This is a genomic window from Sulfitobacter faviae (assembly GCF_029870955.1).
Lineage (GTDB): Bacteria > Pseudomonadota > Alphaproteobacteria > Rhodobacterales > Rhodobacteraceae > Sulfitobacter > Sulfitobacter faviae.
The window spans coordinates 81,258-105,456 of sequence record NZ_PGFQ01000002.1; the positions used below are offsets into that span (position 1 = coordinate 81,258).

Below are 24,199 nucleotides of genomic sequence, written 5' to 3' on the forward strand. Positions count from 1 at the left end.
GCGGGGGTCACTCTTCCGGCGCATAGACCACCGCGGTCTCCCAACCGCTGCATTTCTCGGCAAGGCCCGCAGGCAGCGCCAGATCGGTAAAGAACATATCCACCTCCCGCGCCGAGGCAATGCGCGCGGGGCGGAGCGTTTGAATTTGGAATGATCGGTCACCAAAAAAGTCTTGCGCGACTGCGCGATGATACATTGGCTGACGCCGACTTCTTCGATGTCGAAGTCGAGCAGATCACCATCCGCGTCCATTGCCGAACAGCCGATCACCGCGATGTCGAATTTGAATTGGCGGATCGTCTCGATCGTTAGATTGCCGACCAGACCGCCGTCCATCCGGCGCAGTGCGCCGCCGGTTAGCACGATGCGGCATTCGGGATTGTCGACCAGAATATTGGCCACGTTCATGTTGTTCGTCACCACCATCAGATCGCGGTGGTGAAGCAGGGCGCGGGCCACGGCCTCGGTACTGGTCCCGATATTTAGAAAAACCGAACAGCCGTCGGGGATATGTTCGGCGCAGGCGCGGGCGATGCGATTCTTGGCCTCTTCATGCAGATTGCGCCGCTCGGCATAGCCGATGTTGCTGGCCCCCGAGGGCAGCACCGCGCCGCCATGGACCCGCTCAAGCTTACCGCTGTCGGCCAGTTCCGTAAGGTCACGGCGGATGGTCTGATGGGTCACGCCGAAATGTTCGGCCAGCCCATCGACGGTGACTTTGCCTTCGCGCCGGGCGATTTCAAGGATGTCGGGATGGCGGAATGTCTGTGAAATGGGCGTCGCTCCTGCCTGCTGTTGGCGCATTATCTCCAGTGTTTTGGCTAACGCAAGCAATCGCGCAGCAAGACACGTTTAACATGTTCGCTATGCTGGAGAAACGAACATAAACGAAAATAATTCTTGTGCAGATGAGAGTCGTTTCGTAACACTGCCCCAAATTGGACAGTCTGAGCTGGGGGAGGGCCGGATCGTGAACCAACAGCCCGATAGCCATATGGCCGCTGCCCCGGTCGATCTATTCGTCATCGGTGGTGGCATTAACGGCGCCGGGATTGCGCGCGACGCGGCAGGCCGGGGTCTGAGCGTGACCTTGGCCGAGATGAACGATCTGGCCTCGGCGACCTCTTCGGCCTCGACCAAGCTTTTCCACGGCGGGCTGCGCTACCTTGAGTATTTCGAGATCGGCCTCGTGCGCCACGCGCTGACCGAGCGCGAGGTGCTGCTGAAGGCGATGCCGCATATCTCTTGGCCGATGCGTTTCGTGCTGCCCTATCACCGCGACATGCGGTTCGAGGGCGACACGCCGACCTCTAAGCTGCTGCGGTTGTTCATGCCGTGGATGCGGGGCCGCCGCCCGGCATGGCTGATCCGACTGGGCCTGTTTCTCTATGACAACCTCGGCGGGCGTAAAATCCTGCCCTCCACACGCAGCCTGTCCTTGCGCGGCACGCCCGAAGGGGCGCCGCTGGAGGACCGGTTCGAGAAGGCTTTTGAATACTCCGACTGCTGGATCGAAGACTCCCGCCTTGTGGTGCTGAACGCCCGCGACGCGGAACTGCGCGGCGCGCGCATCATGACACGGACCAAAGTCGTCTCTGCCGACCGCAGCGCCGATGGCTGGGCGGTCACGGTAGAGCATGGCGCGGATGGCCAGCGCGAGGTGATCCATGCCAAGATGCTGGTCAACGCGGGCGGCCCGTGGGTCGGCGACATTATCCACAACACCGCGCGGCTGAACTCCTCCGAAGGGGTGCGGCTGGTGCGCGGTAGCCATATCGTGACCAAGCGGCTCTACGATCACGACAAATGCTATTTCTTCCAAGGCACCGATGGGCGGATCATCTTCACGATCCCCTATGAGCAGGATTTCACCCTGATCGGCACCACCGACGCCGATCATCCTGATCCGTCCGTCACCCCGGAATGCACGCCCGAAGAGCAGGACTACCTGATCGACTTCGTGAACGGCTATCTCAAGCAGGACATCACCCGTAAAGACATCGTCTGGACCTATTCCGGCGTGCGACCGCTTTATGACGATGGCGCCAGCAGCGCCACGGCGGCGACGCGGGACTATACCCTCAAGGTCGACAAGACCGGCGGCGCGCCGATCCTCAATGTCTTTGGCGGTAAGATTACGACCTACCGCAAACTGGCCGAAGACGCGCTGGAGTTGATCGCGCCGCATTTCGACGGGCTGTCGGGCCATTGGACTGCGGGCGTTGCCCTGCCCGGCGGTGATTTCCCGGTGGACGGCGTGGCGCAGTTGATCGCGCGGCTGAAAGCGGATTATGACTTTCTGGATGAAAGCTGGGCGGCACGGCTGATCCGCGCCTATGGTACGGATGCTTGGGCGATGGCGGGCGAGGCCAAGACGCTGGCGGATATGGGCGAGCATTTCGGGGCCACCCTCACCGCGCGCGAGGCCGCTTGGCTGATGAACAAGGAATATGCCCTCAGCGCAGAGGACGTCGTCTGGCGCCGCAGCAAGCTGGGCCTGCGAATGGACGAGACGCAGATCGCGCGTCTTGATGAATGGATGCAGATGCGCGCGGCGAAACAAGCCGCCTCTGCGGCGGAATGAGGGGAGGTCGAACGTGAGTTTGATCCTGAAGAACGTGTCGAAGACGGTAGGCGGCCAAACGCATATCTACCCGACCGACCTGACCTTGGAAAAGGGCACGATGAACGTGCTTTTGGGCCCTACATCCTCGGGCAAGACGTCGCTGATGCGGCTGATGGCGGGGCTCGATGTGCCGGGCACGGGGCAGGTGATCTGGAACGGCGAAGACGTGACCGGCATGCGGGTGCAGGACCGCAAGGTCGCCATGGTCTATCAGCAGTTCATCAACTACCCCTCGATGACGGTTTACGACAACATCGCCTCTCCGATGAAGCTGGTGGGCAAGTCGAAGGATGAGATTGATCGTGCCGTCCGCGAAACCGCCGAGCTGATGCAGCTCACCCCGATGCTTGACCGCAAGCCGCTGGAGCTTTCGGGCGGCCAGCAGCAGCGCTGCGCCTTGGCACGCGCGCTGGTCAAGAATGCCGGGCTGGTGCTCTTGGATGAGCCGTTGGCCAACCTCGACTACAAGCTGCGCGAAGAACTCCGCGCCGAAATCCCGCGTATCTTTGAACGGGCTGGGTCGATCTTTGTCTATGCCACGACCGAGCCGGAAGAGGCGCTGCTTCTGGGCGGCAATACCGCGACGCTCTGGGAAGGCCGCGTTACGCAATTCGGCCCGACGCCGAGCGTCTACCGCCGGCCCGAGAATGCGACCACGGCGCGGGTGTTCTCTGACCCGCCGATGAACTTCCTCAGCATGACCAAATCGGGCGACACGCTGCGGTTCGACGGCGGTGAGATGGCGGCGCCCGCCACGATGGCGAGCTTGCGCGACGGCGAATATACCGCCGGTTTCCGCCCCAACCACCTCACGCTAAGCGCGCAGGCGCCCGAGGCCATCGGCTTTGACGCGGTGCTGAACGTGACCGAGATCACGGGGTCGGAGACCTTTATCCACCTCGATTACCACGGCGCGAAATGGGTCGGTCTGGTGCATGGCATCCAGCATTTGCAGCCCGGCCAGCCCCTGCCGGTTTATCTGGACCCGGCGCATATCTACCTGTTTGACGCGAACGGGGCGCTCGTCTCGGCCGCGCCCTATGCGGAGGCGGCATAATGGCCAAGATCACGCTTGATAACCTCGCCCATTCCTATCTGCCCAATCCCAGCGGTGAGGATGATTTCGCCCTCAAGGAATTGAACCACGATTGGATCGACGGCGAAGCCTATGCGCTTCTGGGCGCCTCGGGCTGTGGGAAATCTACGTTGCTCAACATCATTTCGGGGCTTTTGCAGCCTTCGCAGGGGCGCATCCTATTCAATGACGTAGACGTCACCCATGCGCCGACCGCCGAGCGCAACATCGCGCAGGTTTTCCAGTTCCCGGTCGTTTACGACACGATGACTGTACATGACAATCTGGCCTTCCCGCTGCGCAACCGTGGCGCGGATGCCTCTTATGTTGCGTCCCGGGTCCAGCAGATCGCCAAGATGATCGGCATGGAGGATGAGCTGAACCGCAAGGCGCGGGGCCTCACAGCAGATGCCAAGCAGAAGATTTCGCTGGGCCGCGGCATGGTGCGCGAAGACGTGAACGCGCTCTTGTTCGACGAGCCGCTCACGGTGATCGACCCCCATATGAAGTGGGAACTGCGCACGCAGCTCAAATCGCTGCACCACGAATTCGGCCACACGATGATCTACGTCACCCACGACCAGACCGAGGCGCTGACCTTCGCCGATAAGGTGGTGGTGATGTATGATGGCCGCGTGGTGCAGATCGGCACGCCGCAAGAGCTTTTCGAGCGGCCTGCCCATACTTTCGTGGGCTATTTCATCGGCTCGCCGGGGATGAACCTCTTTGACGCGCAGATCGCGGGCAATGCGGCGCAGGTCGCGGGCACGAGTGTCAATTTGAACAAGACCTACGCCCCCAAGGGCCAGAAAACGCAACTGGGCGTCCGGCCCGAATTCGTTCGGATCAATGGCGAAGGTCTGGGCCTTCCGGCCAAGGTGACCCGTGTCGAGGATGTGGGCCGTCACAAGATCATCCGTCTCGACGTCGCAGGCCAGCAGGTCAGCGCCATCGCCGAAGAAGGCGCGTCGGTGCCGAGCGAAAACACCGCGATCAGTTTCGATCCGGCGGGCATCAACGTCTATGACGACGACTGGCGCATCAGCGCAGAGGGAGAGGCCGCATGAACAAGACCGTCAACCAAAAGGCATGGTTCCTTGTCCTGCCGGTGCTGATCCTCGTGGCCTTTTCGGCCGTGATCCCGCTGATGACCGTGGTCAACTACTCGGTGCAAGACACCTTTGGCCGGAACGAGTTTTTCTGGGCCGGGCTCGAGTGGTTTTCCGACATGCTCGACAGCGACCGGATGTGGGACGCGCTTGGCCGTCAGTTGATCTTCTCGGGCGTCATTCTGGCAATTGAAATCCCGCTCGGCATCTTTGTTGCGCTCAACATGCCGAAAAACGGGTTCTGGGCCAGCTTCTGCCTTGTCCTGATGTCCCTGCCGCTGCTGATCCCGTGGAACGTGGTCGGCACCATCTGGCAGATCTTTGGCCGGGTCGACATTGGCCTTCTGGGCTATACGCTCGACAAGCTGGGTATCACCTATAACTACACCCAAGACATCACTTCGGCGTGGATCACGGTTGTGGTGATGGACGTCTGGCACTGGACCTCTTTGGTGGCGCTCTTGGCCTATGCCGGTCTGCAATCCATTCCAGACGCTTACTATCAGGCGGCCAAGATCGACCAAGCCAGCCGTTGGGCCGTGTTCCGCTACATCGAACTGCCCAAGATGGCGGGCGTGCTGATGATCGCCATTCTGCTGCGCTTCATGGACAGCTTCATGATCTATACAGAGCCGTTCGTCGTGACCGGCGGCGGGCCGGGCAATGCCACGACCTTCCTGTCGATCGACTTGGTGAAAATGGCCATCGGCCAGTTTGACCTCGGCCCCGCAGCGGCGTTCAGCCTGATGTATTTCCTCGTGATCCTGTTGATTTCATGGGTGTTCTACACCGTGATGGTCAACCTCGACAAAAGGGATGGTGTGTGATGACCGACACAACCGTGCAAGCCCCCGGCGCCGCGCCCATTCCGGGTGACGTGACCGCTGCCAAACGCACCCGGCGCAGCCGCTTCCGGCCCAAGGGCTCGGTGGTGGTGATGACGCTGTACCTGCTGTTTCTGATGCTGCCGATCTATTGGCTCATCAACATGAGCCTCAAGACCAACGCCGAAATCCTCGGGTCCTTCTCGCTCTATCCGCGGGACCTGACGCTGGCGAACTATGCCAAGATCCTCACCGATCCGAGCTGGTACATGGGCTATGTGAACAGTCTGATTTATGTGGTGATGAACACGGTGATCTCGCTCGCCGTGGCGCTGCCGGCGGCCTATGCTTTCTCGCGCTACACGTTTCTGGGCGACAAACACCTGTTCTTCTGGCTGCTGACAAACCGCATGTCGCCGCCCGCCGTTTTCGCGTTGCCGTTCTTTCAGCTCTATTCTTCGGTCAATCTCTTTGACACGCATATCGCCGTGGCGCTGGCACACTGCCTGTTCAACGTGCCGCTCGCGGTTTGGATCCTCGAAGGTTTCATGCGCGGCGTGCCGAAAGAGATCGACGAGACGGCCTACCTCGACGGCTATTCCTTCCCGCGTTTCTTTATCCGCATCTTTACCCCGCTGATCGCCAGCGGCATCGGGGTCGCGGCCTTCTTCTGCTTCATGTTCTCATGGGTGGAACTGCTCTTGTCGCGCACGCTGACCTCCGTCGACGCCAAACCCATCGCCGCCACCATGACCCGTACGGTCTCCGCTTCCGGCCTCGACTGGGGCGTCTTGGCCGCGGCGGGTGTGCTGACCATCGTGCCGGGCGCGCTGGTGATCTATTTCGTCCGCAACTACATCGCCAAGGGCTTTGCCCTCGGGCGGGTATAAGAGAGGAGACCGCCCATGTCTTGGATGGCTTGGACCATGCCCACCGCGATCTTCTTCGGTGTCATCGCGCTGTTACTCGTGACCTTCACGATCCTCGCGATCAAATTCCCTGAGACGCCCCGTGTGGGCATCCTCAGGATTGAGACAACCCGTGGTGACCGTCTGTTCATCACGCTTCTCGGCTCGGCCTTTATCAATTTGATCTGGCTGGGTTTCGAGGCGGGTCCGCAGCCCTATGCGCTGCTGGTCTGCCTTGCCTATGCCGCAGCCGTATTTCGCTGGGTCTAGGCGCTATCACGGCGGACCCCGGGCAACCGGGGCCGCCATACGACACGACCAAATGTCTAGGGAGGACATAATGAAACGATCTGTCATGAAATCGAGTACCGCTTTGGCGGTCACGCTCGGTCTGCTCGCCGGGCCAGCATTCGCGGATATGGAAGCCGCGAAGAAGTTCCTCGACGAGGAAATCGAACGCTCCGCGCTGAGCCGCGAAGAGCAGGAAGCGGAGATGCAATTCTTCATCGACGCTGCCGAGCCGTTCAAAGGCATGGACATCAAAGTCGTGTCCGAGACCATCACCACCCACGAATATGAAGCCAATGTGCTGGCGCCGGCCTTCAGCGCGATCACCGGCATCAACATCACCCACGACCTGATCGGCGAGGGCGACGTGGTTGAAAAGCTGCAAACGCAGATGCAGTCGGGCGAGAACATCTACGACGCCTATATCAACGACTCTGACCTGATCGGCACCCACTGGCGCTACAAGCAGGCGCGCAGCCTGACCGATTGGATGGCGAACGAAGGCAAGGACGTGACCAACCCCGGTCTCGATCTCGATGACTACATCGGCCTTGATTTCACCACCTCGCCCGATGGCGAACTGTATCAGCTGCCCGACCAGCAGTTCGCGAACCTTTACTGGTTCCGCCAGGACTGGTTCACCGATCCTGAGTTGATGGCCGAGTTCAAAGAGAAATACGGCTATGACCTGGGCGTGCCGGTCAACTGGTCCGCTTACGAAGACATCGCCGAATTCTTCACCGGCCGCACCATCGACGGCGTCGAAGTCTACGGCAACATGGACTACGGCAAGAAAGACCCGAGCCTTGGCTGGCGCTACACCGATGCGTGGCTCTCCATGGCGGGCGGCGGCGACGTGGGTGAGCCCAACGGCCTGCCGGTCGACGAATGGGGCATCCGCGTTAACGAAAACTCGCAGCCGGTCGGTTCCTGTGTGACCCGTGGTGGTGCCACCAACGATGCGGCGGCGGTCTATGCGATCACCAAGTCCATCGAATGGCTTGAGAAGTACACGCCCCCCGCAGCCGCTGGCATGACCTTCGGCGAAGCCGGTCCGGTGCCCGCGCAGGGTGCCATCGCCCAGCAGATGTTCTGGTACACCGCCTTCACCGCCGACATGGTGAACGACAGCGCCAAGGCCGTGCTGAACGAAGATGGCACGCCCAAGTGGCGCATGGCCCCCAGCCCGCATGGCGCCTACTGGAAAGAAGGCCAGAAGGTTGGTTATCAAGACGTGGGCAGCTGGACGCTGATGGAAAGCACGCCCGTCGACCGCGCCAAGGCCGCATGGCTCTATGCGCAGTTCGTGACCTCGAAAACCGTGGACGTGGAAAAGGCCCATGCCGGTCTGACCTTCATCCGCGAGTCGACCATCCAGCACGACAGCTTCACCGAACGCGCGCCGAAACTCGGCGGTCTGGTGGAATTCTACCGTTCGCCCGCGCGCACCGCATGGTCGCCCACAGGGACGAACGTGCCGGATTACCCCAAGCTGGCGCAGCTGTGGTGGCAGAACATCGGCGACGCGATGTCGGGTGCGAAAACACCTCAGGAAGCGCTCGACAGCCTCTGCGCCGAGCAGGAAAAGGTCATGGAACGTCTTGAGCGCGCAGGCGTCCAAGGTGATCTGGGTCCGAAAATGAACGAAGAGCGTGAAGCCTCCTACTGGCTTGAGCAGGAAGGTTCGCCCGTTGCCAAGCTCGACAACGAAGACCCCGAGCCCGAGACCATCAGCTACGAAGAGTTGATCAAGTCCTGGCAGTAAGCCAAACTTTCGGGGGCCGGGACGCAGCAGCGTTCCGGCCCCTTTTTCGTTTCATCCAACATCCGGGGGCCGCGCCATGACCCATATCCTCGCCATTGATCAGGGAACCACCTCCTCGCGGGCGATCATCTTTGACGGCGACATGAAGGTCGCCGCCACGGCCCAAGAAGAGTTCCCGCAGCATTTCCCTCGCTCCGGCTGGGTTGAGCATGATCCGGGCGATCTGTGGTCGACCACCGCTGGCACCTGCCGCGCGGTGATCGAAAAGGCCGGTCTGCGCCCCGATGACATCGCCGCCATCGGCATCACCAACCAGCGCGAGACGACGCTGGTCTGGGACGCGAAAACCGGCAAGCCGGTCCATAACGCCATCGTCTGGCAAGACCGCCGCACCGCCGATTTCTGCCGCGCGCTGCGCGAAAGCGGCGACGACAAGATCATCACCGAACGCACCGGCCTTCTGGCCGATCCCTATTTCTCGGGCACCAAGCTGAAATGGATCCTCGACAATGTCGAAGGCGCGCGCGAACGGGCGCGGGCGGGCGAGCTGCTTTTCGGCACCGTCGACAGCTATCTAATCTGGAAGCTCACCGGCGGCGCGCGACATGTGACTGATGCCACCAATGCCGCCCGCACCATGCTCTATGACATCCACAAAGGCCGCTGGAGCACGACGATCTGCAAGATGTTCGACGTGCCGCTCGAAATGCTGCCCGAGGTGCAGGACTGCGCCGCCGATTTCGGCACCACGCGGCCCGACCTCTTTGGCCGCGAGATCCCAATCCTCGGCGTCGCGGGCGACCAGCAGGCCGCGACCATCGGGCAGGCCTGTTTCCAGCCCGGCATGATGAAATCGACCTATGGCACCGGCTGTTTTGCCCTGCTGAACACGGGCGAGACGGCGGTGACCTCGACCAACCGGTTGCTCACCACCATCGCCTACCAGCTTGATGGCAAACCGACCTATGCGCTCGAAGGCTCGATCTTCGTCGCCGGGGCCGTGGTGCAATGGCTGCGCGACGGGCTCAAGATGATCCGCGAGGCGGGCGAGACTCAGGCTCTGGCCGAGCAGGCCGATCCGCATCAGAACGTGGTGCTGGTGCCTGCTTTCGTGGGCCTCGGCGCGCCCTATTGGAACGCCGAATGCCGCGGCGCGATCTATGGGCTGACGCGCAACTCCGGCCCTGCGGAGCTCGCGCGGGCGGCTCTCGAAAGCGTGGGCTACCAGACCCGCGACCTTTTGGAAGCCATGCAGGCCGATTGGGCCGCCCAAGGCCAGCCGGGCGAGATTGCGACCCTGCGCGTCGACGGCGGGATGAGCGCCAGTGACTGGGCGATGCAGTTCCTCTCGGACGTGATCGGCGCCTCGGTGGACCGCCCCGATGTGCTGGAGACTACCGCGCTTGGGGCCGCGTGGCTGGCCGGGCAGCGGGCGGGCATCTACCCCGATATGGAGGGTTTCGCCCGCGAATGGGCGCTCGACCGGCGGTTTGAAACCCAGATGGACGAGGCCGCGCGCGAAGAGAAATACGGCGCTTGGCAGCGGGCTGTTCAGGCGACGTTGCAGTTCTGATGCAGAGGATGTCCCCTTTCGGTTTCGCCACCGCCGGGCGCATCCGCTTTGGGCGCGGGGTCGCGGGTGAAGCGGCCTCAGCCGCGCGGGGTTATGGACGGCAGGTGCTTTTGCTGCGCGGCGGTTCGGTCGCATGGGTCGATGAACTGGTGCGCGATTTGGCGGCGGCGGGCTGCGAGGTGAGCCAGTTGCGCAGCAGTGGCGAGCCGTCGGTCGACGACGTGCGCGCCGCCGTGGCGGCGGGGCGCGGCGCGGATGTGGTGCTGGGCGTGGGCGGTGGCGCGGTGATCGATCTTGCCAAGGCGGCAGCGGCGTTGATCCCGTCGGAGTGCGACGTGATGGAGCATCTCGAAGTCGTGGGCGGGGGCAGGCCCTTGCAGGCCGACCCGCTGCCGATGATCGCGATCCCTACCACCGCAGGCACCGGAGCCGAGGTGACCAAAAACGCCGTCATCGCCGTGCCGGAGGCCGCGCGAAAAGTCAGCCTGCGCGACGACCGTATGCTGCCGCGTCTGGCCTTGGTCGACCCGGCGCTGACCGATGGCGCGCCGCGTGGGGTGACCTTGGGCTCCGGCCTCGACGCGCTGGTGCAGGTGATCGAGCCCTATCTGTCCAGCAAAGCCAACCCGCTGACAGATGCGCTCTGCCGCGCCGCGATCCCGCAGGGCATCACCGCGCTTAAACGTCTGGCTGCGGGAGAGGATCCAGCCGCGCGGGATGCGCTGGCCTATGTCAGCCTCTCGGGCGGTTTGGCACTGGCCAATGCGGGCCTCGGGGCCGTGCATGGGCTGGCAGGTGTGATCGGCGGGCGTTTCGGCGCGCCGCATGGGCTGATCTGCGGGCGGCTGTTGGGGCCGGTTCTGGCCGCGAACGCGGATGCGCTCGGGTCTCGGCCCGCTTCACGGAAGTGCAGATGTGGCTCTCCGATGGGTTCGACCTGCCTGAGGAAGGCACGTTCGACGCGCTGACCGCCTTGCTCGATGATTGGGGGCTGGAGCGGTTGAACCAATGGATCCCCGAAGATGCGGATCTGGGCGAGACGGCCCGCGAGGCGGCGGCCTCTTCCTCCATGCGTGCGAACCCTTGCGTGCTTGAGGCGGAAACCCTCGAAGCCTGCATCCGCGCAGCAATGTAGCGGGCAGGGGCCACGGCCCCCGCCCGGCAGTTTTAGGCGGCGCGCGGCGGCGTATTGCCTTCGCCCAAGTCCCAGAACACGCCCGCCATCACCCGCAGCGCATCGCGGCAGACGGGTTTCAGCACATGTTCATCCGGCGCGTGCTGCGAACAGCTGCGGTAGGAATGCGGCACCCAGACGGTGGGCAGACCCAAGATATCGCTGAAACTGTCATTAGGCAGCGAGCCTGCGAGGTTGGGCAGGATATGCGGCGCTTTCCCGGCGCTTTTCGTCAGAGAGTCGGCCACGAATTTGACCCAAGGGTGATCCGCATCCAGCCGCGTCGCGCGGAAAAAGCCGCGGTCATGCGGTTCGATCCGGACATCCTCGAACCCCTGTTTATCAAGGTGCCGGCGCAGGGCGGGCAGGATGTCTTCGGGGTCGGTGCCGACCACATAGCGCAATTGGCAGGTGGCCGTCGCATGGGCCGAGATCGCGTTGACCGGCGCTTCGGGCACGCCGCTTTTCATCGCGAGGATGGCAAAGCTGTTCCAGCCGTAGGCGCGCTCGACCGGGGTCAGGTCTTCTTCGCCCCAATCGCTGTCGATGGCGGGGCCATCGTCGCTTTCGATCGGCAGATCTTTCAACGCCGCGCGGACCGAGGGGGTCAGGCTGTCGGGCCGCCACTCGGGGATCTGGATTTGTCCGCGTTTGTCGGTGATGGTCGACAGGGCCTGCGCCAAGATCATTGCCGGATCGGCAAGCAAGCCACCCCAGTTGCCCGAGTGATGCGCGCCTTCGCGTTTGTCGACGATCAGATCAAACGACACGCCCCCGCGCGAGCCCATGAACATGGTCGGCACTTCAGGTTGCAGCCGCGGCCCGTCCGAGGCGATGAGCACGTCGGCGGTCAGTTCCTCGCGGTGTTCGGCAAAGAACTCGGGCAGGCCCGCGCTGCCGGTCTCCTCGCTCATCTCGATCACGATGCGGCAGTTGAAGCCGAGCTTGCCGCGGGTTTTCAGCACGGCTTCGATGGCGGCGATGTTGATCAGGTGCTGGCCCTTGTTGTCGGCGGTGCCGCGGCCATAAAGCTTGTCGCCCTCTTCGACCAGTTTGAAAGGATGCAGCCCCTCGCGCCACTGGTCGGTCTGGGCGCGGATCACGTCGCCGTGGCCATAGGTCAGCACGGTCGGCAGGTCATCCCCCTCGCGGCGCTCGCCCACCAGAAAGGGGCCGCCGCGCGGGTCGGGATTGTCGTGAAAGCTGCAGGCAAAGCCCATCGCCGTCAGCCGCGGCTCCATCGTCTCGACCAGATAGCGTTTCAGTTCGGGGGCTTGGTCAGGGTTCTGGCTCTCGGTCTCGTACGAGACGAGGTTGGCCAGTTCGGCTTGGAATGTCCCCTCATCGAAATAGGTCGAGATCGCTTCGATCGCTTGATCGCGGGTCATGCTTCAATGTCCTTTGTCATATCTTCGGAAATGGCGTCGCCCCAAGGCGACATAATCTCGGTGCAGCCGGAATTCTGCCCGCCCGCGCGCATCACGCCTGCGGGGCAGGCGAAAGCGTAGGGGAAGATCGTGCGTTTGGTCTCGGCGACCTCATTGTTCTCGCGCAGCCGGTCGAGCACATCGCGCGGCAGGCTTTCATCGGCGATGAGCTGGTTGGCGTCCGAAGCGTCAATGCGCGGCGCGTGGAAACTGTCTTCGAGCGACATGTCAAAATCGGTGACAAAGGAGGACAGTTGCGCCACCGCGCCCAAAATCTTGCGCCCGCCGGAAGCGCCGAAGGCAAAGCGTTTGTCGCCCTGTTCGCCGATCACCGGGCAGACGTTCATCAGGCAGCGCTTGTTCGGGCCCAGCGAGTTCGGGCGGCCCTGAACCGGGTCGAACCACATGATGCCGTTGTTCATCAAAAAGCCGGTGGAGGGAGAGACGACGCGGGAGCCGAAGATCGACAGGAGCGTCTGCGTCTGCGCCACCATATTCCCGTGACGGTCGACGACCGAGAAATGCGTGGTGCAGCCCGGTGCCTCGGGGCTTTCGCCGGTGTCGCCCATGGAGCCCAGACGGCGGGCATAGGCGCCTTTGAGCGCCTCGGCCATGGCGGCATAGCTGTCGGGGCCGGGGACGTTCCCGAGGTCTTCGGTCGCGAGGGAAGCAAAGGTGTCGCGGAAGGTCGGCCCGGCGGTCAACCCCGGCACAACATGGAAGCGCGCGTCGCGGTAGGCAAAGTCGAGCGGCGCGCTGAACTCGGCGCGGTAGGCTTGCAGGTCGTCGTGGCTGAGGCAGCCGCCCTTGTCCTGCACATCCCGCGCCATCGCGGCCCCGAGGTCACCATCATAGAGCGCGCGCGCCCCGTGCCGCGCGATCTGGTCAAGACTGTCGGCCATGCGCGATTGGTCCAGCCGTTTCTCGGCCAGCGCGGTCCAGCCGCTGATCGTCGGCCACTGCCCGTCTTCCAGAAAGAGGTCCGCGGCATCCGCATCCTGCGCAAGGGCGCGCGTGCAAGAGGCGATGACCAACGCGGCATACCAATCCACCAACAGACCCTTGCGGGCATGTTCAACCGCTGGGGCAAGCAGCTCGGCCCAAGGCATCTTGCCGAAACGTTCATGCGCTTGGCCCAGCCCGTCGACCACGCCGGGCACGGCGATGGCGGTGGCGCCTTGGACGTTGCGGTCCCCCTCCACATGCTCCCACGGGAAGAGATCGCCCGCCTTGCCCCGCCCGCTCAGCGGATAATTCGCCGGATCAAGCGCGCCGGGGCTGCGCATGCCGTGGTTCAGTGCATGGGCTTGGGCTTCCTCGGCGCGCCAGAGCATCATCGCCCCGCCGCCCGCAGGGCCGCTCATCCAAGGTTCCAACACGCCGATGACGAAAGAGGTGGCCACAGCCGCATCCACCGCATCGCCCCCTGCCGCAAGCACCTCGGCCCCCGCGATTGCTGCCAACCGATGCTGCGCGGCGACGACGCCATGTTCGGTTTCGATGACGGTTTTGCGGGTTTGACTGCTGTGCGACAGGTTCGATGACATGGGATTACTCTTGTTCGTACATGGGGGTTTCCGGATCGTGCAGATGGCAGGCGACATGCCCCTGCGGGATCGGGGTGTGACGCGGCGCCTTTTGCTTGCACAGATCCGTCGCGCGCGGGCAGCGCGGGTGAAAATGGCAACCGGGCGGCGGCGCGATCGGGTTCGGGTAGGCCATGCCAAGCTGCGTGTCCGGCACGCCCAAACCGGGTTCGGGCGTCAGCACGGATTTCAAAAGCGCCTTGGTGTAAGGGTGACGCGGCGCGTCAAAGAGCCCGGCGACCGAGTTCTGCTCGACGATCTCGCCCAGATACATCACCGCCACGCGGGTGGCGAGATGTTCGACCACCGCCAAATCATGGCTGATGAAGAGATAGGTCAGGCCGAACTCCTCGCGCAGCTCGCCCAGCAGGTTGAGGATCTGGCTTTGCACCGACACATCCAGCGCCGAGGTCGGCTCATCGCAGATCACCACCTCGGGCTTCATGATGAGCGCGCGGGCAATGGCCACACGCTGGCGCTGGCCGCCCGACATCTGGCTGGGGTAGGTGTTGATCACCCGTTGCGGCAGGCCCACCACGTCGAGGATCTCTTTGACCTTTTTCTTGCGGCTCTCCTCGTCACCGATGTTGTGCACCCGCAGCGGCAGAGAGATCACGTCATAGATGCTCTTGCGCGGGTTGAGCGAGGAATAGGGGTCCTGAAAGATCGGCTGGATCCGCCGCGCCAGCGCCAGACGGCCCTGCTGCGTGATCTCTTCGCCGTCGATCTTGACGTGACCGGCGGTCGGCTGCTCCAGCCCCAAGAGGATTTTGGCGAGGGTGGATTTGCCGCAGCCGGATTCACCGACGAGGCCCAGCACCTCCCCCTTGCCCAATTGTAGCGACACGTCATTCACCGCCGTGAGCGGTTTGACCTTGCCGAACATGCCCTGTTTCACCCGGTAGGTCTTGCTGACGCCGGAAAGCTCCAGCACCGGGGTGTGTTTACGCTGTCCTTCATACGGTCAGCTCCTTCTCGGACTGGCGTTTGCCATCGGGGAAAATGCAGCGGAAGGCGTGGTTGCCGTCCTCGCGTTTGGGAATGTCGCCACGGCATTCGGCGACGGCATGGGGGCAGCGGGTACGGAAGACGCAGCCCTCAACCTCGCCCACGAGCGAGGGCACGATGCCCGGGATCGTGCCCAGTTTCGCGCCGCGGTCGGTCTTGCCGGGCAGCGGGATGCAGCGCAGCAGTCCGCGGGTGTAGGGGTGCGAGGGCGCGTTGAAGATGTCTCCGACCGGGCCGGTCTCGACCAGTTCGCCCGCATACATCACCGCGACCTTATCGGCCACCCGCGCCACGACGCCGAGGTCATGGGTGATCAGGATCACGGCCATGTTCATCTCGCGCCCCAGATCGTGGAGCAGTCGCAGGATCTGCGCCTGAATGGTCACGTCGAGCGCGGTGGTCGGCTCGTCCGCGATGATCAGTTCCGGCTCGCACATAAGCGCCATGGCGATCATCACGCGCTGGCGCAACCCGCCCGAGAGCTGGTGCGGGTACTGCGACAAACGGCTCTCGGCGGCGGTGATGCCGACCTTTTCCAAAAGCTCGATGGCCCGGTCCCGCGCCTGCTGGCGGCTGACCTTGCGGTGCAAGAGCAGCGCCTCGGCCAATTGGTCGCCGATGGTGTAGGCGGGGTTGAGCGAGGTCATCGGCTCTTGGAAGATCATCGACATCCGCGCCCCGCGCAGCTTGCGCATCTGGCCTTGGCTGGCGGTGGTCAACTCGGTCCCGTCAAAGGTCATCCGATCTGCGCGGCGTTTGATGGATTTGCCCAAGAGCCCCATCAGCGCCAGCGAGGTGAGCGATTTGCCCGAGCCGCTTTCGCCGACGATGCACAGGGTTTCGCCACGGTTAAGGTCGAAGTCGATCCCGCGCACCGCATGCAGGGTGCCGCCGCCCGTGGGAATGTCGAGCCGCAGGTTGCGGACGCTCAGAAGTGGTTCTGTCATGGGTCAGCTCCGGTTTTCGGGGGCGGTGACGTCGCGCAGACCGTCACCCATCAGGTTGATCGCCAGCACCAGCACGAAAAGCACGGCGCCCGGGATCAGCACGAGCCACGGCTCGAACAGCATCATGTTCTTACCTTCGGAGACCATGAGCCCCCAGCTCGGCGTCGGCGGTTGCACCCCAAGGCCGAGGAAGGACAGTGCGGCTTCCAGAAGGATCGCATGGGCCATCTCCAGCGTCACGACGACGATCAGGTTGTTGGCGATGTTGGGCATGATCTCGGACAAGAGGATGCGCGGGGTGGAGGCGCCGATGACCTGTGCCGCGGCAACATATTCGCGCCGCCGCACCTGCATGGTCGAGGCGCGCATGACCACCGCGAAACGGTCCCACAGGAGCAGGCCCAGCACCATGATCACCACTTGCAGCGATCCGCCAAGGATCGCCACCACGGCCAGTGCCACCAGTACCACCGGCATCGCCAGACGCACGTTGATGAGGAAGGTGACGACCGCGTCGACCTTGCCGCCGAAATAGCCCGCAGCCACGCCCATGGCGGTGCCGATCAGGCCCGAGATGAGCGCCGCCACGGCCCCGATCAGCAGCGAAATCCGTGCACCGTAGATGAGGCGCGACAGGTAATCGCGGCCCAGATGGTCGGTGCCCAAGGGATGCTCCCATGTGCCGCGCATGAACACGGGAGGCTCCATCCGGGTCATCAGACTTTGGGCATAGGGATCATGCGGTGCAATCCAGGGCGCGAGGATCGCGATGATCGTGAGGATGATCAGAACGACCGCCCCGATCAGCAGACCTTGGTGCCCAAAGATGCGCTTGCGCAGCATCTGGCCGGGGGTCGGGCCGGTGATTTCGTCCAAAAGGCTGTCATGTGTGCTTGCCGTGGCCATGTCAGCTGCTCCTCATGCGGGGGTCGAGCCATGCGTTCAGCACGTCTGCGAGGAAGGTGAAAACAATGTAGAACATCGAGAAGATCAGGATCAGCGCCTGCACCGTGGGCAGGTCGTTACGCGCGATGCTCTCCCACGCCAGATAGCCCGCGCCATGCAGCGCGAAGATCGACTCGACCACGATGGAGCCACCCAGCATGAAGCCCATCTGCACGGCGGCGAGGCTGACCACCGGGATGATCGCGTTGCGCAGCGCATGGCGGAACAGCACCCGGCGCTCGTTCGCGCCCTTGGCCCGCGCGGTGCGGATGTAGTCGGAGTTCAACACGTCCAGCATGCCCGCGCGCGTGAGACGCATGATGGCGGGCATGGCGTAATAGCCCAACACCACGGTCGGCAGGATGAAATGCCGCCATGTGTCGGTGCCCGAAGGCGGCAGCCAGCCCAGTTGGATGGCGAAGACCACGATCAGGATGAGGCCGAACCAGAAGCTCGGCATCGCCTGACCGGCAACCGAGATGAAGAGCGCCACACGGTCGATGATCGAATTGGGGCGGATCGCGGCGACCACGCCCAAGGGCACGGCGGTCAGCAACGCGAAGGTGATCCCGCAGACGCCGAGCGTCATGGTCACGCTCAATCGGTCGGCGATGAGCGAGGCGACGGGCAGGCGGAAATAGTAGCTTTCGCCGAAATCGCCCTGAAGGGCCGAGAACAGCCATTCGCCATACTGCACCAGCATGGGCCGGTCAAAACCATAGAGACGGCGCAGGGCCTCGATATCTTCGCCACTGGCGGTTTCACCGGCCAGCGCGGCGGCGGGGTCGCCCGACAGGAACAGCAGGCTAAAGCTGATAAACGACACGGTGAAGGCCACGAGAAGGGCCAGTCCCAATCGTTTGAGAATGAATTGAAGCACGGGTGCAACTACCTTGAGGCTGCGCCGCAGGCGAGGGCCTGCCGCGTGGGTCTGGGTTGGGTGCGGAAGGGGAGAAGGGCAGGGGCACCGATCACGGCGCCCCCGCCGATTGGTTTACTTCCAGCTGGCCGTGGTGAAGCGCAGGACTTCGTCGGCTGTGGGCGTGTATTCCACCTCATTGGTGGTCACGTAGTTGGTGTTGTAGGAGAACATCGGCGCCCAATAGGCTTCCTCGGTGATGCGTTCGATCGCCTTGGAGTAGTTCTCTTTGCGGACCTCGGGGTCGGTCGAGCTGTCGGCGATGTTGAGGTATTCGAGCGTCTCGTCGTCCATCGCGTAGTCGAGCGAGCCATGTTTGAAGAACTGGCTGACCATGGCGGAGGCGTCGTTGATCGAATAGCTGCCCCATGTCTGGAACGACACGGCGGTTTCGCCCTTCATGTTCTGCTCCCGCAGGGCGGAATACTGCAACATCTTGAAGTTGGTATCGATGCCCACGGCGTTCAGGTAGCTGGTGATCGCCTCGGCATATTCACGGTCGCGGTAGGCGTAGAAGTCGATGGTCAGACCGTCTTCGTAGCCCGCCTCGGCCAGCAATTCCTTGGCCTTCTCGGGTTGTATTCATACTTCACCGCCGCGTCTTCGTCGCAGCCGAACTGGCTGGGGAAGCAGGGGGTGTAGACGACTTTGGATTTGCCTTTGAGCAGCGCGTCGACCAGTTCCTGACGGTTGATCGCATAGTTCACGGCCTTGCGCACGCGCACGTCGGTAAAGGGGCTGTCCTCGGAGCGGCCCGCCGCGTCCAGCGTCAGATAGCCCACGCGCATGGTGGATTCGTTGGAGACTTGGAACTCATCCCGCTCGGCCAGTTTCTCGGCTTGGTCCGATGGCACCTGCCAGATCAGATCAAGCGAGCCGCTGAACAGTTCCGCCATCTGCGTGTTCACATCCGGGATGGTGCGGATGTCGATGTTCTTGATGCTGGGCTTGCCCTTGGGGCTGTCGTGGTAGCCCTCATAGGCTTCCAGTTTGAAGTGCTGGCCGGGGACGACTTCGGTCACCTTGTAAGGGCCGGTGCCGACGGGTTTCAGGCCCATGCCTTCGGGGCCGGCTTCTTCGTAATAGTCGCTGGGATACATCGAAACGGGGCCGGAGAGGAATTCAATCGCCGCCGGGAACTTCTCTTTCAGCATGATGCGCACGGTGTAGTCGTCGACCTTCTCAGCCGATTTCATCCAGTTCACGTTGCGCTGCGTTTTCACGCCATTGGCCTCATCGGCGACGTAGTTCACGGTAAAGACCACGTCATCGGCGGTGAAGTCCGAGCCGTCGTGGAATTTCACGCCTTCGCGCAGTTTGAATTCGATGGTCGTGTCGTCGATCCATTCCCATTCGGTGGCGAGGTTGCCCATGTATTCGTTGGTGACCGGATCGCGGTAGATCAGACCATCCCAGACCGCGCGTTGCAGCACCACGCCTTCGCGGGACGAGTTGAAGTAGCTGTCGACGTTCTCAAGCTCTTTGGTGAAGGCGACATTCAGCGTGTCATTGGCTTTGTCCGCCCAAGCCGCGCCCGTGGCGGCGGCCAGAACAAGCCCGGTGATGGTTGATTTCAGGACCGTGGATTTCATGGTCAACTCCCCTGCTGGTTAACGAATTCGGTTCCGTATCTTTTTGACTTGCGTACCGTATCATATAATAATACTTTATATCGCAATACGATTAATAAACGCAATCAGATCGACATACGTCAAGCCCCGGTTTGAACAATTGGGCCAGATTTCGGGGTAGGTGATTGGAAAAGAAGCAAAATACCCTCTACGTCGGGTCGCTTGCCAAGGGGCTGCGGCTGCTCCGCGCCTTCGATGAATCGCATACGGAATTGTCACTGGTCGAGCTTGCCGCGCGCAGCGGATTGGATAAAAGCGCGGTTCAGCGGCTGGCGAATACGCTGCATATCGAGGGCATGTTGGAAAAGGATCCGGCCACGCGGCGCTACCGCCCGTCCCATGCTTGGTTGGAGCTGGCCTATGCCTATTACTGGTCGGATCAATTGGTGGGGCAGGCGATTCCCAAGCTGATCGACCTCAGCCAAGAGATCGGGGAGACGGTGAACCTCGCCGAGCTTTCGACCGATCACATCATCTACGTCAGCCGATTGCCCTGCCAGCGGACCTATTTCGCGGCGACGGTGATCGGACGGCGGCTGCCTGCGCTTTCGACGTCGGCGGGGCGGGCGATCATCTCGACCTTCTCGCCCGAAGACCGGGAAGACGCGATCGAGACTTGGCCGCTCAAACCCTTCACCGCGCGCACCACGATGGACCGCGCCACGATACGCAACAGCATCGGTGAGGCCGTGCAGCAGGGCTATGCGATCTCCAGCGATCAGATGATTTTGTCCGAGATCGGGGTGGCCTGTCCGATTACCGGCCCCGATGGGCGGGCCTTTGCGGCGGTGCAATGTTCGGTCTCGGCGCATACTTGGACGCGGGAGCGGATCAGGGCCGAGATTCTGCCGCGCCTGCAGGACACGGCGAACGCCATTTCACCCTCATCGCAGGTGCATCGGCGCTAGAAAAAGGGCCGGAGCATTTCTGCTCCGGCCGGTGTCTTCTTATTCCCAGTTCAGCTTTTCTTCGCGCTGCCAGAACCGAAGTTTGCGGCAGGTCTGAAGGAACGCGTTCGCATTATCGGCAGAGACCTCCATCGTCCCTTCGTCCTTCTCAATCCCGGCGGCGTTGAGCAGCGGATCGGCGGCTGTGGTCCAAGCGATGAACTTGTTATGCGCAAAGGCGTCCGAGACGAAATCCTGCGCCGGTTTGTTCTTGGCGATCTTATCGGCTTTCTCTTCACCGAAGACCAAGGCCACCGCGTCAAAGACCACCGACGGGCCACCGTCGATCTTCTCATCCGCTTCGCGGGTGCTGCCGTCCGAGAGGGTCACCCCTTGGATATGCGGCGTCACGATGGCGACCATCGCGCCCTCATCGGCAAAGGATTTTTCCAAGGCTTCCACCACCGAGGCATCCGCGCCTTCGGTCAGGAACAGACCCAACTTGCGGCCCGCGAAGCTGTTCGGCGCGTTCTTCAGAATGCTGAGCGCATCCGAGGGCGGCAGATCGGTGATCGGCTCCCGCGCGGGTTTGGCGGGGTCCGGCATCTCGGTCACGCCTAAGCCTTCGGCCACCTGTTTCGCCAGATCGTCATGCACGTTCATCAGATGCGAGAGCATCCGCAGGCGAATGCGCTCTTCCTGACATTTCGACAGCTCGAAGGTATAGGCCGCCGCGATATGCTGCTGCTCGATCTCGGTCTGGCTGATGTAGAACTGCCGCGCTTGGCTGTAGTGGTCGGCGAATGTCTCGGAGCGCACGCGCTGTTTCGTACCTTCGACCTCTGCCGGGTAGCTCTGGAAACCAATCTGTGGGTTCTCGCGCGGGCCGCCATCCTCGCCCCAGCTGTTGGGCTCGTAGTTCACGCGGCCCTTGGGGTTGTGCATCGCCATATGCCCGTCTTGCTGGAAGTGGTGGAACGGGCATTTCGGCGCGTTGATCGGGATATGGGTGAAGTTCGGCCCGCCGAGACGCTTAAGCTGCGTGTCGAGGTAGGAGAAGTTCCGCCCCTGTAGCAGCGGGTCATTCGTGTGGTCGATCCCGCGGACGATGTTCTGGGTGCAAAAGGCCACCTGCTCAGTCTCGGCGAAGAAGTTGTCGACATTGGCGTCAAGCGTCAGCGTCCCGATGATGCGCACCGGCACCTGCTCTTCGGGGATGATCTTGGTGGCGTCGAGGATGTCGAACTCGAAGTTATCGGCGAATTCGTCGTCAAAGACCTGAATGCCCAGATCCCACTGCGGGTAGTCGCCCGCGTCGATGGCATCCCACATGTCGCGGCGGTGGAAATCCGGGTCCGCGCCGTTGATCTTGAGCGCCTCGTTCCAGACCACCGATTGCAGACCCTGCTTGGGCTTCCAGTGGAACTTGACGTAATGCGATTTGCCCTCGGCATTGACCAGCCGGAAGGTATGCACGCCGAAGCCTTCCATAAAGCGGAAGGAGCGCGGGATCGCCCGGTCGGACATCTGCCACAGCGTCATATGGATCGCCTCGGGTGAGAGCGAGACGAAATCCCAGAAGTTGTCATGCGCCGACTGGGCCTGCGGGAAGCCACGGTCAGGGGCGGGTTTGACGGAGTGGATGAGATCGGGGAACTTGATCGCGTCTTGGATAAAGAACACGGGGATGTTGTTGCCGACGAGGTCCCAGTTGCCCTCTTGCGTGTAGAACTTCGTCGCGAACCCGCGCACGTCGCGGGCCAGATCGAAAGAGCCCTTGTTGCCTGCCACGGTGGAGAAACGGGTGAAGGTCGGGGTCTTTTCGCCGACGCGCTGGAAGATATCGGCGCAGGACAGTTCGGGGATCGCTTCCTTTAGCTCGAAATGCCCATGGACGCCGTAGCCGCGGGCGTGAACGACACGCTCTGGAATGCGCTCGTGGTCGAAATGAAACATCTTCTCGCGGAATACGTGGTCTTCCATCAAGACCGGGCCGCGCGGACCTGCTTTGAGTGAGTTCTGATCATCCGCGATCGGGCCGCCCTGCGCGGTCGTCATCGTCTTTTCGCGGTCCGTGGTTTGCTGGCGGGGTTCGCCGCCTTTGCCAAGTTCTTTGTCTGTCATGATCTTTCTCCACAGCGCCCCCGGAATATAATCGGGAGGATTTGTTGCTAATATGTGGCGGGCCGAGAGGACCGCTCCAGAGCCGGCGGTGATTGCCCGACCCTATGAGAGTTCAACCACCCCCGCGGCGAGGGGTTCCGATGCTTTTGCCGGGCGGGCAGGAAAGTTCTCGCGCGGGGGGAGATCTGCGGCCTCCAATGCGAGGGGAGCGGCTGTCTCACGGACCGCGGACTTGTCCAAAAAGCCCCGCAGCAGCGCGATATGCGCGGGCAGTTCATCGACCGGAATGCGTTCAGCCTCTGGCACCTGCACCGGCCAGCAGCCCAAACCCCCCGGCGCAGTTTCTCCAGCAAGCAGCCCGCATCCGGCAAACAGTCATCGGCCAGATAGCCCGCCCCGCTCAGCCGGTTGCGCAGCGTATCGGCCATGCCGCCTGCCGCCCGCCCGACAAGCCTGCAAGAGGCTTCGACCCAGACATCATTCGCGTGATGCACCCGGCGGCCCGCGGCCCGCAGGGCACGGATGATCGCGCGGTCCTCGCCACAGGGGATTGGGGCGAAACCGCCGACGGCCTCATAGGCATCGCGGGTGAAGCCAAGGCTGGCCCCGGCGCTTCGCCGTGGCTGCCTTGCAAATCGGCGCAGTTCGGGGCGTGCCGCGCGTAGAGCGTGAGCACCAAGCGGCGGTAAGTCATTTCATGGGCCTCAAGCATTGGGTCTTGCTGCGCCAAACAGGCGGCCTCTTCGGGTTCAGCGTGACCCTGCCGCAGAGGGCGTCAAAGCGTTGGAGGTGGTGAATGCTGCGCGCGACCCAATCGGGGCTGACGCGGCAATCGGCATCGGTGGTCAGGATCTGGCGCAGATGAGGCATCTGTTCCAAGGCCACGGCGCAGCCCTTCCGCCGTGCCGCGCCGACCCCCATTCCGGGGGGAAGGTGAGATCGAGCACGGTGAGGTCGATGCCAAGCCGCCCCGCCGCCGCCGTGGCGATCTTGGCGGTGTCGTCATCGGTGTTGTTCACCACAAGGATTACGTGGACACGGTCGTTGCACTGGGGGGCAAGGGCGGTGAGGCAATCGCCGATCCGCTCCGCCTCGTTCCGGGCGGGGATGATGATTGCGGTGTCTTTCCAGCGCTCGAAACTCATCTGTCACCCTCCGGAAAGGCGCGGTCGATGCGGTAGTCCTCGGTCGCGCTGACGCAGGTGAAGGCATGGGTGTCGAGCGCCTTGGCAAAGCCGTTCAGCGCCTCCTCCCCTTGCAACGGATTGCCGGTGTCACCGCGCCAAGTCACGCAGATGATCTCGGCCTTCGGCCAGCGGGTCGCGATGTCGGTCGCCAGTTGGTCCAGCCCCGCATGATCCAGAAAATAGAGCACTTCGGAGA

At 62.8% G+C, this 24,199-nt stretch carries 19 protein-coding genes and 3 pseudogenes; 10 read left to right on the top strand and 12 right to left on the bottom strand.

From position 1 onward, the window contains the following. Positions 1-7 precede the first annotated feature (7 nt). Positions 8-774, bottom strand: a pseudogene (locus CUR85_RS16950) (DeoR/GlpR family DNA-binding transcription regulator). 220 nt (positions 775-994) lie between these two features. Between CUR85_RS16950 and glpD the strand changes: the two are divergent. The 9 genes and pseudogenes from glpD to CUR85_RS16995 all read left to right on the top strand — a co-directional run bounded on the left by glpD (position 995) and on the right by CUR85_RS16995 (position 11,303). Further along, positions 995-2,584 (top strand): glycerol-3-phosphate dehydrogenase, encoded by a 1,590-nt coding sequence (gene glpD, locus CUR85_RS16955; protein WP_067268464.1) that lies wholly within the window; start codon positions 995-997, stop codon positions 2,582-2,584. A gap of 13 nt (positions 2,585-2,597) precedes the next feature. Next, positions 2,598-3,683 carry an ABC transporter ATP-binding protein gene (locus CUR85_RS16960; protein WP_067268463.1) on the top strand — a complete coding sequence of 362 codons (1,086 nt, stop codon included), beginning with the start codon at positions 2,598-2,600 and terminating at the stop codon, positions 3,681-3,683. After that, positions 3,683-4,768, top strand: coding sequence for an ABC transporter ATP-binding protein (locus CUR85_RS16965; RefSeq protein WP_067268461.1), 1,086 nt, complete (start codon positions 3,683-3,685; stop codon positions 4,766-4,768). Before CUR85_RS16960 ends, CUR85_RS16965 begins: the two co-directional genes overlap by 1 nt. Then, positions 4,765-5,637, top strand: coding sequence for a carbohydrate ABC transporter permease (locus CUR85_RS16970; protein ID WP_067268460.1), 873 nt, complete (start codon positions 4,765-4,767; stop codon positions 5,635-5,637). Before CUR85_RS16965 ends, CUR85_RS16970 begins: the two co-directional genes overlap by 4 nt. Then, the gene (locus CUR85_RS16975; protein ID WP_067268458.1) at positions 5,637-6,524 is read left to right on the top strand and encodes a carbohydrate ABC transporter permease; all 888 of its coding nucleotides are present in this window, start codon (positions 5,637-5,639) and stop codon (positions 6,522-6,524) included. Before CUR85_RS16970 ends, CUR85_RS16975 begins: the two co-directional genes overlap by 1 nt. 15 nt (positions 6,525-6,539) lie before the next feature. Beyond that, on the top strand, positions 6,540-6,812 hold the full coding sequence (locus CUR85_RS16980; protein WP_067268456.1) for a DUF2160 domain-containing protein: 273 nt from the start codon (positions 6,540-6,542) through the stop codon (positions 6,810-6,812). Between the two features lie 85 nt (positions 6,813-6,897). Next, on the top strand, positions 6,898-8,595 hold the full coding sequence (locus CUR85_RS16985; RefSeq protein ID WP_136720367.1) for an ABC transporter substrate-binding protein: 1,698 nt from the start codon (positions 6,898-6,900) through the stop codon (positions 8,593-8,595). Between the two features lie 76 nt (positions 8,596-8,671). Beyond that, positions 8,672-10,168 carry a glycerol kinase GlpK gene (gene glpK, locus CUR85_RS16990; RefSeq protein WP_067268454.1) on the top strand — a complete coding sequence of 499 codons (1,497 nt, stop codon included), beginning with the start codon at positions 8,672-8,674 and terminating at the stop codon, positions 10,166-10,168. Between the two features lie 8 nt (positions 10,169-10,176). Then, positions 10,177-11,303: pseudogene (locus tag CUR85_RS16995) on the top strand (iron-containing alcohol dehydrogenase). A 32-nt stretch (positions 11,304-11,335) separates the two neighbouring features. Here CUR85_RS16995 and CUR85_RS17005 read toward each other — a convergent pair. From CUR85_RS17005 to CUR85_RS17040, 7 genes and pseudogenes are all read right to left on the bottom strand, one after another. After that, the gene (locus tag CUR85_RS17005; protein WP_067268451.1) at positions 11,336-12,730 is read right to left on the bottom strand and encodes a M20 family metallopeptidase; all 1,395 of its coding nucleotides are present in this window, start codon (positions 12,728-12,730) and stop codon (positions 11,336-11,338) included. Beyond that, complete coding sequence (locus CUR85_RS17010; protein WP_067268449.1) at positions 12,727-14,316, bottom strand: gamma-glutamyltransferase; 1,590 nt, start codon at positions 14,314-14,316, stop codon at positions 12,727-12,729. Before CUR85_RS17010 ends, CUR85_RS17005 begins: the two co-directional genes overlap by 4 nt. A 4-nt stretch (positions 14,317-14,320) precedes the next feature. Continuing rightward, a complete protein-coding gene (locus CUR85_RS17015) occupies positions 14,321-15,241 on the bottom strand; it encodes an ABC transporter ATP-binding protein (protein WP_281429892.1) in 921 nt (306 codons plus the stop codon). A gap of 70 nt (positions 15,242-15,311) precedes the next feature. Then, entirely contained in the window at positions 15,312-16,310 is a 999-nt protein-coding gene (locus CUR85_RS17020) for an ABC transporter ATP-binding protein (RefSeq protein WP_067268446.1), read from the bottom strand. Positions 16,311-16,313: 3 nt separating this feature from the next. After that, the gene (locus CUR85_RS17025; protein ID WP_067268444.1) at positions 16,314-17,216 is read right to left on the bottom strand and encodes an ABC transporter permease; all 903 of its coding nucleotides are present in this window, start codon (positions 17,214-17,216) and stop codon (positions 16,314-16,316) included. 1 nt (position 17,217) lies between these two features. Next, the gene (locus tag CUR85_RS17030; protein ID WP_136720362.1) at positions 17,218-18,135 is read right to left on the bottom strand and encodes an ABC transporter permease; all 918 of its coding nucleotides are present in this window, start codon (positions 18,133-18,135) and stop codon (positions 17,218-17,220) included. Between the two features lie 114 nt (positions 18,136-18,249). Then, positions 18,250-19,766 (bottom strand): annotated as a pseudogene (locus CUR85_RS17040) (ABC transporter substrate-binding protein). Between the two features lie 164 nt (positions 19,767-19,930). Between CUR85_RS17040 and CUR85_RS17045 the strand changes: the two are divergent. Further along, the gene (locus CUR85_RS17045) at positions 19,931-20,713 is read left to right on the top strand and encodes an IclR family transcriptional regulator (RefSeq protein WP_067265122.1); all 783 of its coding nucleotides are present in this window, start codon (positions 19,931-19,933) and stop codon (positions 20,711-20,713) included. A 39-nt stretch (positions 20,714-20,752) separates the two neighbouring features. Here the strand turns inward: CUR85_RS17045 and CUR85_RS17050 are convergent, their stop codons facing one another. The 4 genes from CUR85_RS17050 to CUR85_RS17060 all read right to left on the bottom strand — a co-directional run bounded on the left by CUR85_RS17050 (position 20,753) and on the right by CUR85_RS17060 (position 24,191). Next, positions 20,753-22,816: a catalase gene (locus CUR85_RS17050; protein ID WP_067265118.1), complete on the bottom strand. Its 2,064-nt coding sequence runs from the start codon at positions 22,814-22,816 to the stop codon at positions 20,753-20,755. A gap of 690 nt (positions 22,817-23,506) precedes the next feature. Then, positions 23,507-23,737 carry a glycosyltransferase gene (locus tag CUR85_RS20600; protein ID WP_425520172.1) on the bottom strand — a complete coding sequence of 77 codons (231 nt, stop codon included), beginning with the start codon at positions 23,735-23,737 and terminating at the stop codon, positions 23,507-23,509. Next, entirely contained in the window at positions 23,662-23,961 is a 300-nt protein-coding gene (locus CUR85_RS17055) for a glycosyltransferase (RefSeq protein WP_280322931.1), read from the bottom strand. Before CUR85_RS17055 ends, CUR85_RS20600 begins: the two co-directional genes overlap by 76 nt. Continuing rightward, the gene (locus tag CUR85_RS17060) at positions 23,958-24,191 is read right to left on the bottom strand and encodes a hypothetical protein (protein ID WP_280322932.1); all 234 of its coding nucleotides are present in this window, start codon (positions 24,189-24,191) and stop codon (positions 23,958-23,960) included. The genes CUR85_RS17055 and CUR85_RS17060 overlap by 4 nt, the downstream gene beginning before the upstream one ends. Positions 24,192-24,199 lie beyond the last annotated feature (8 nt).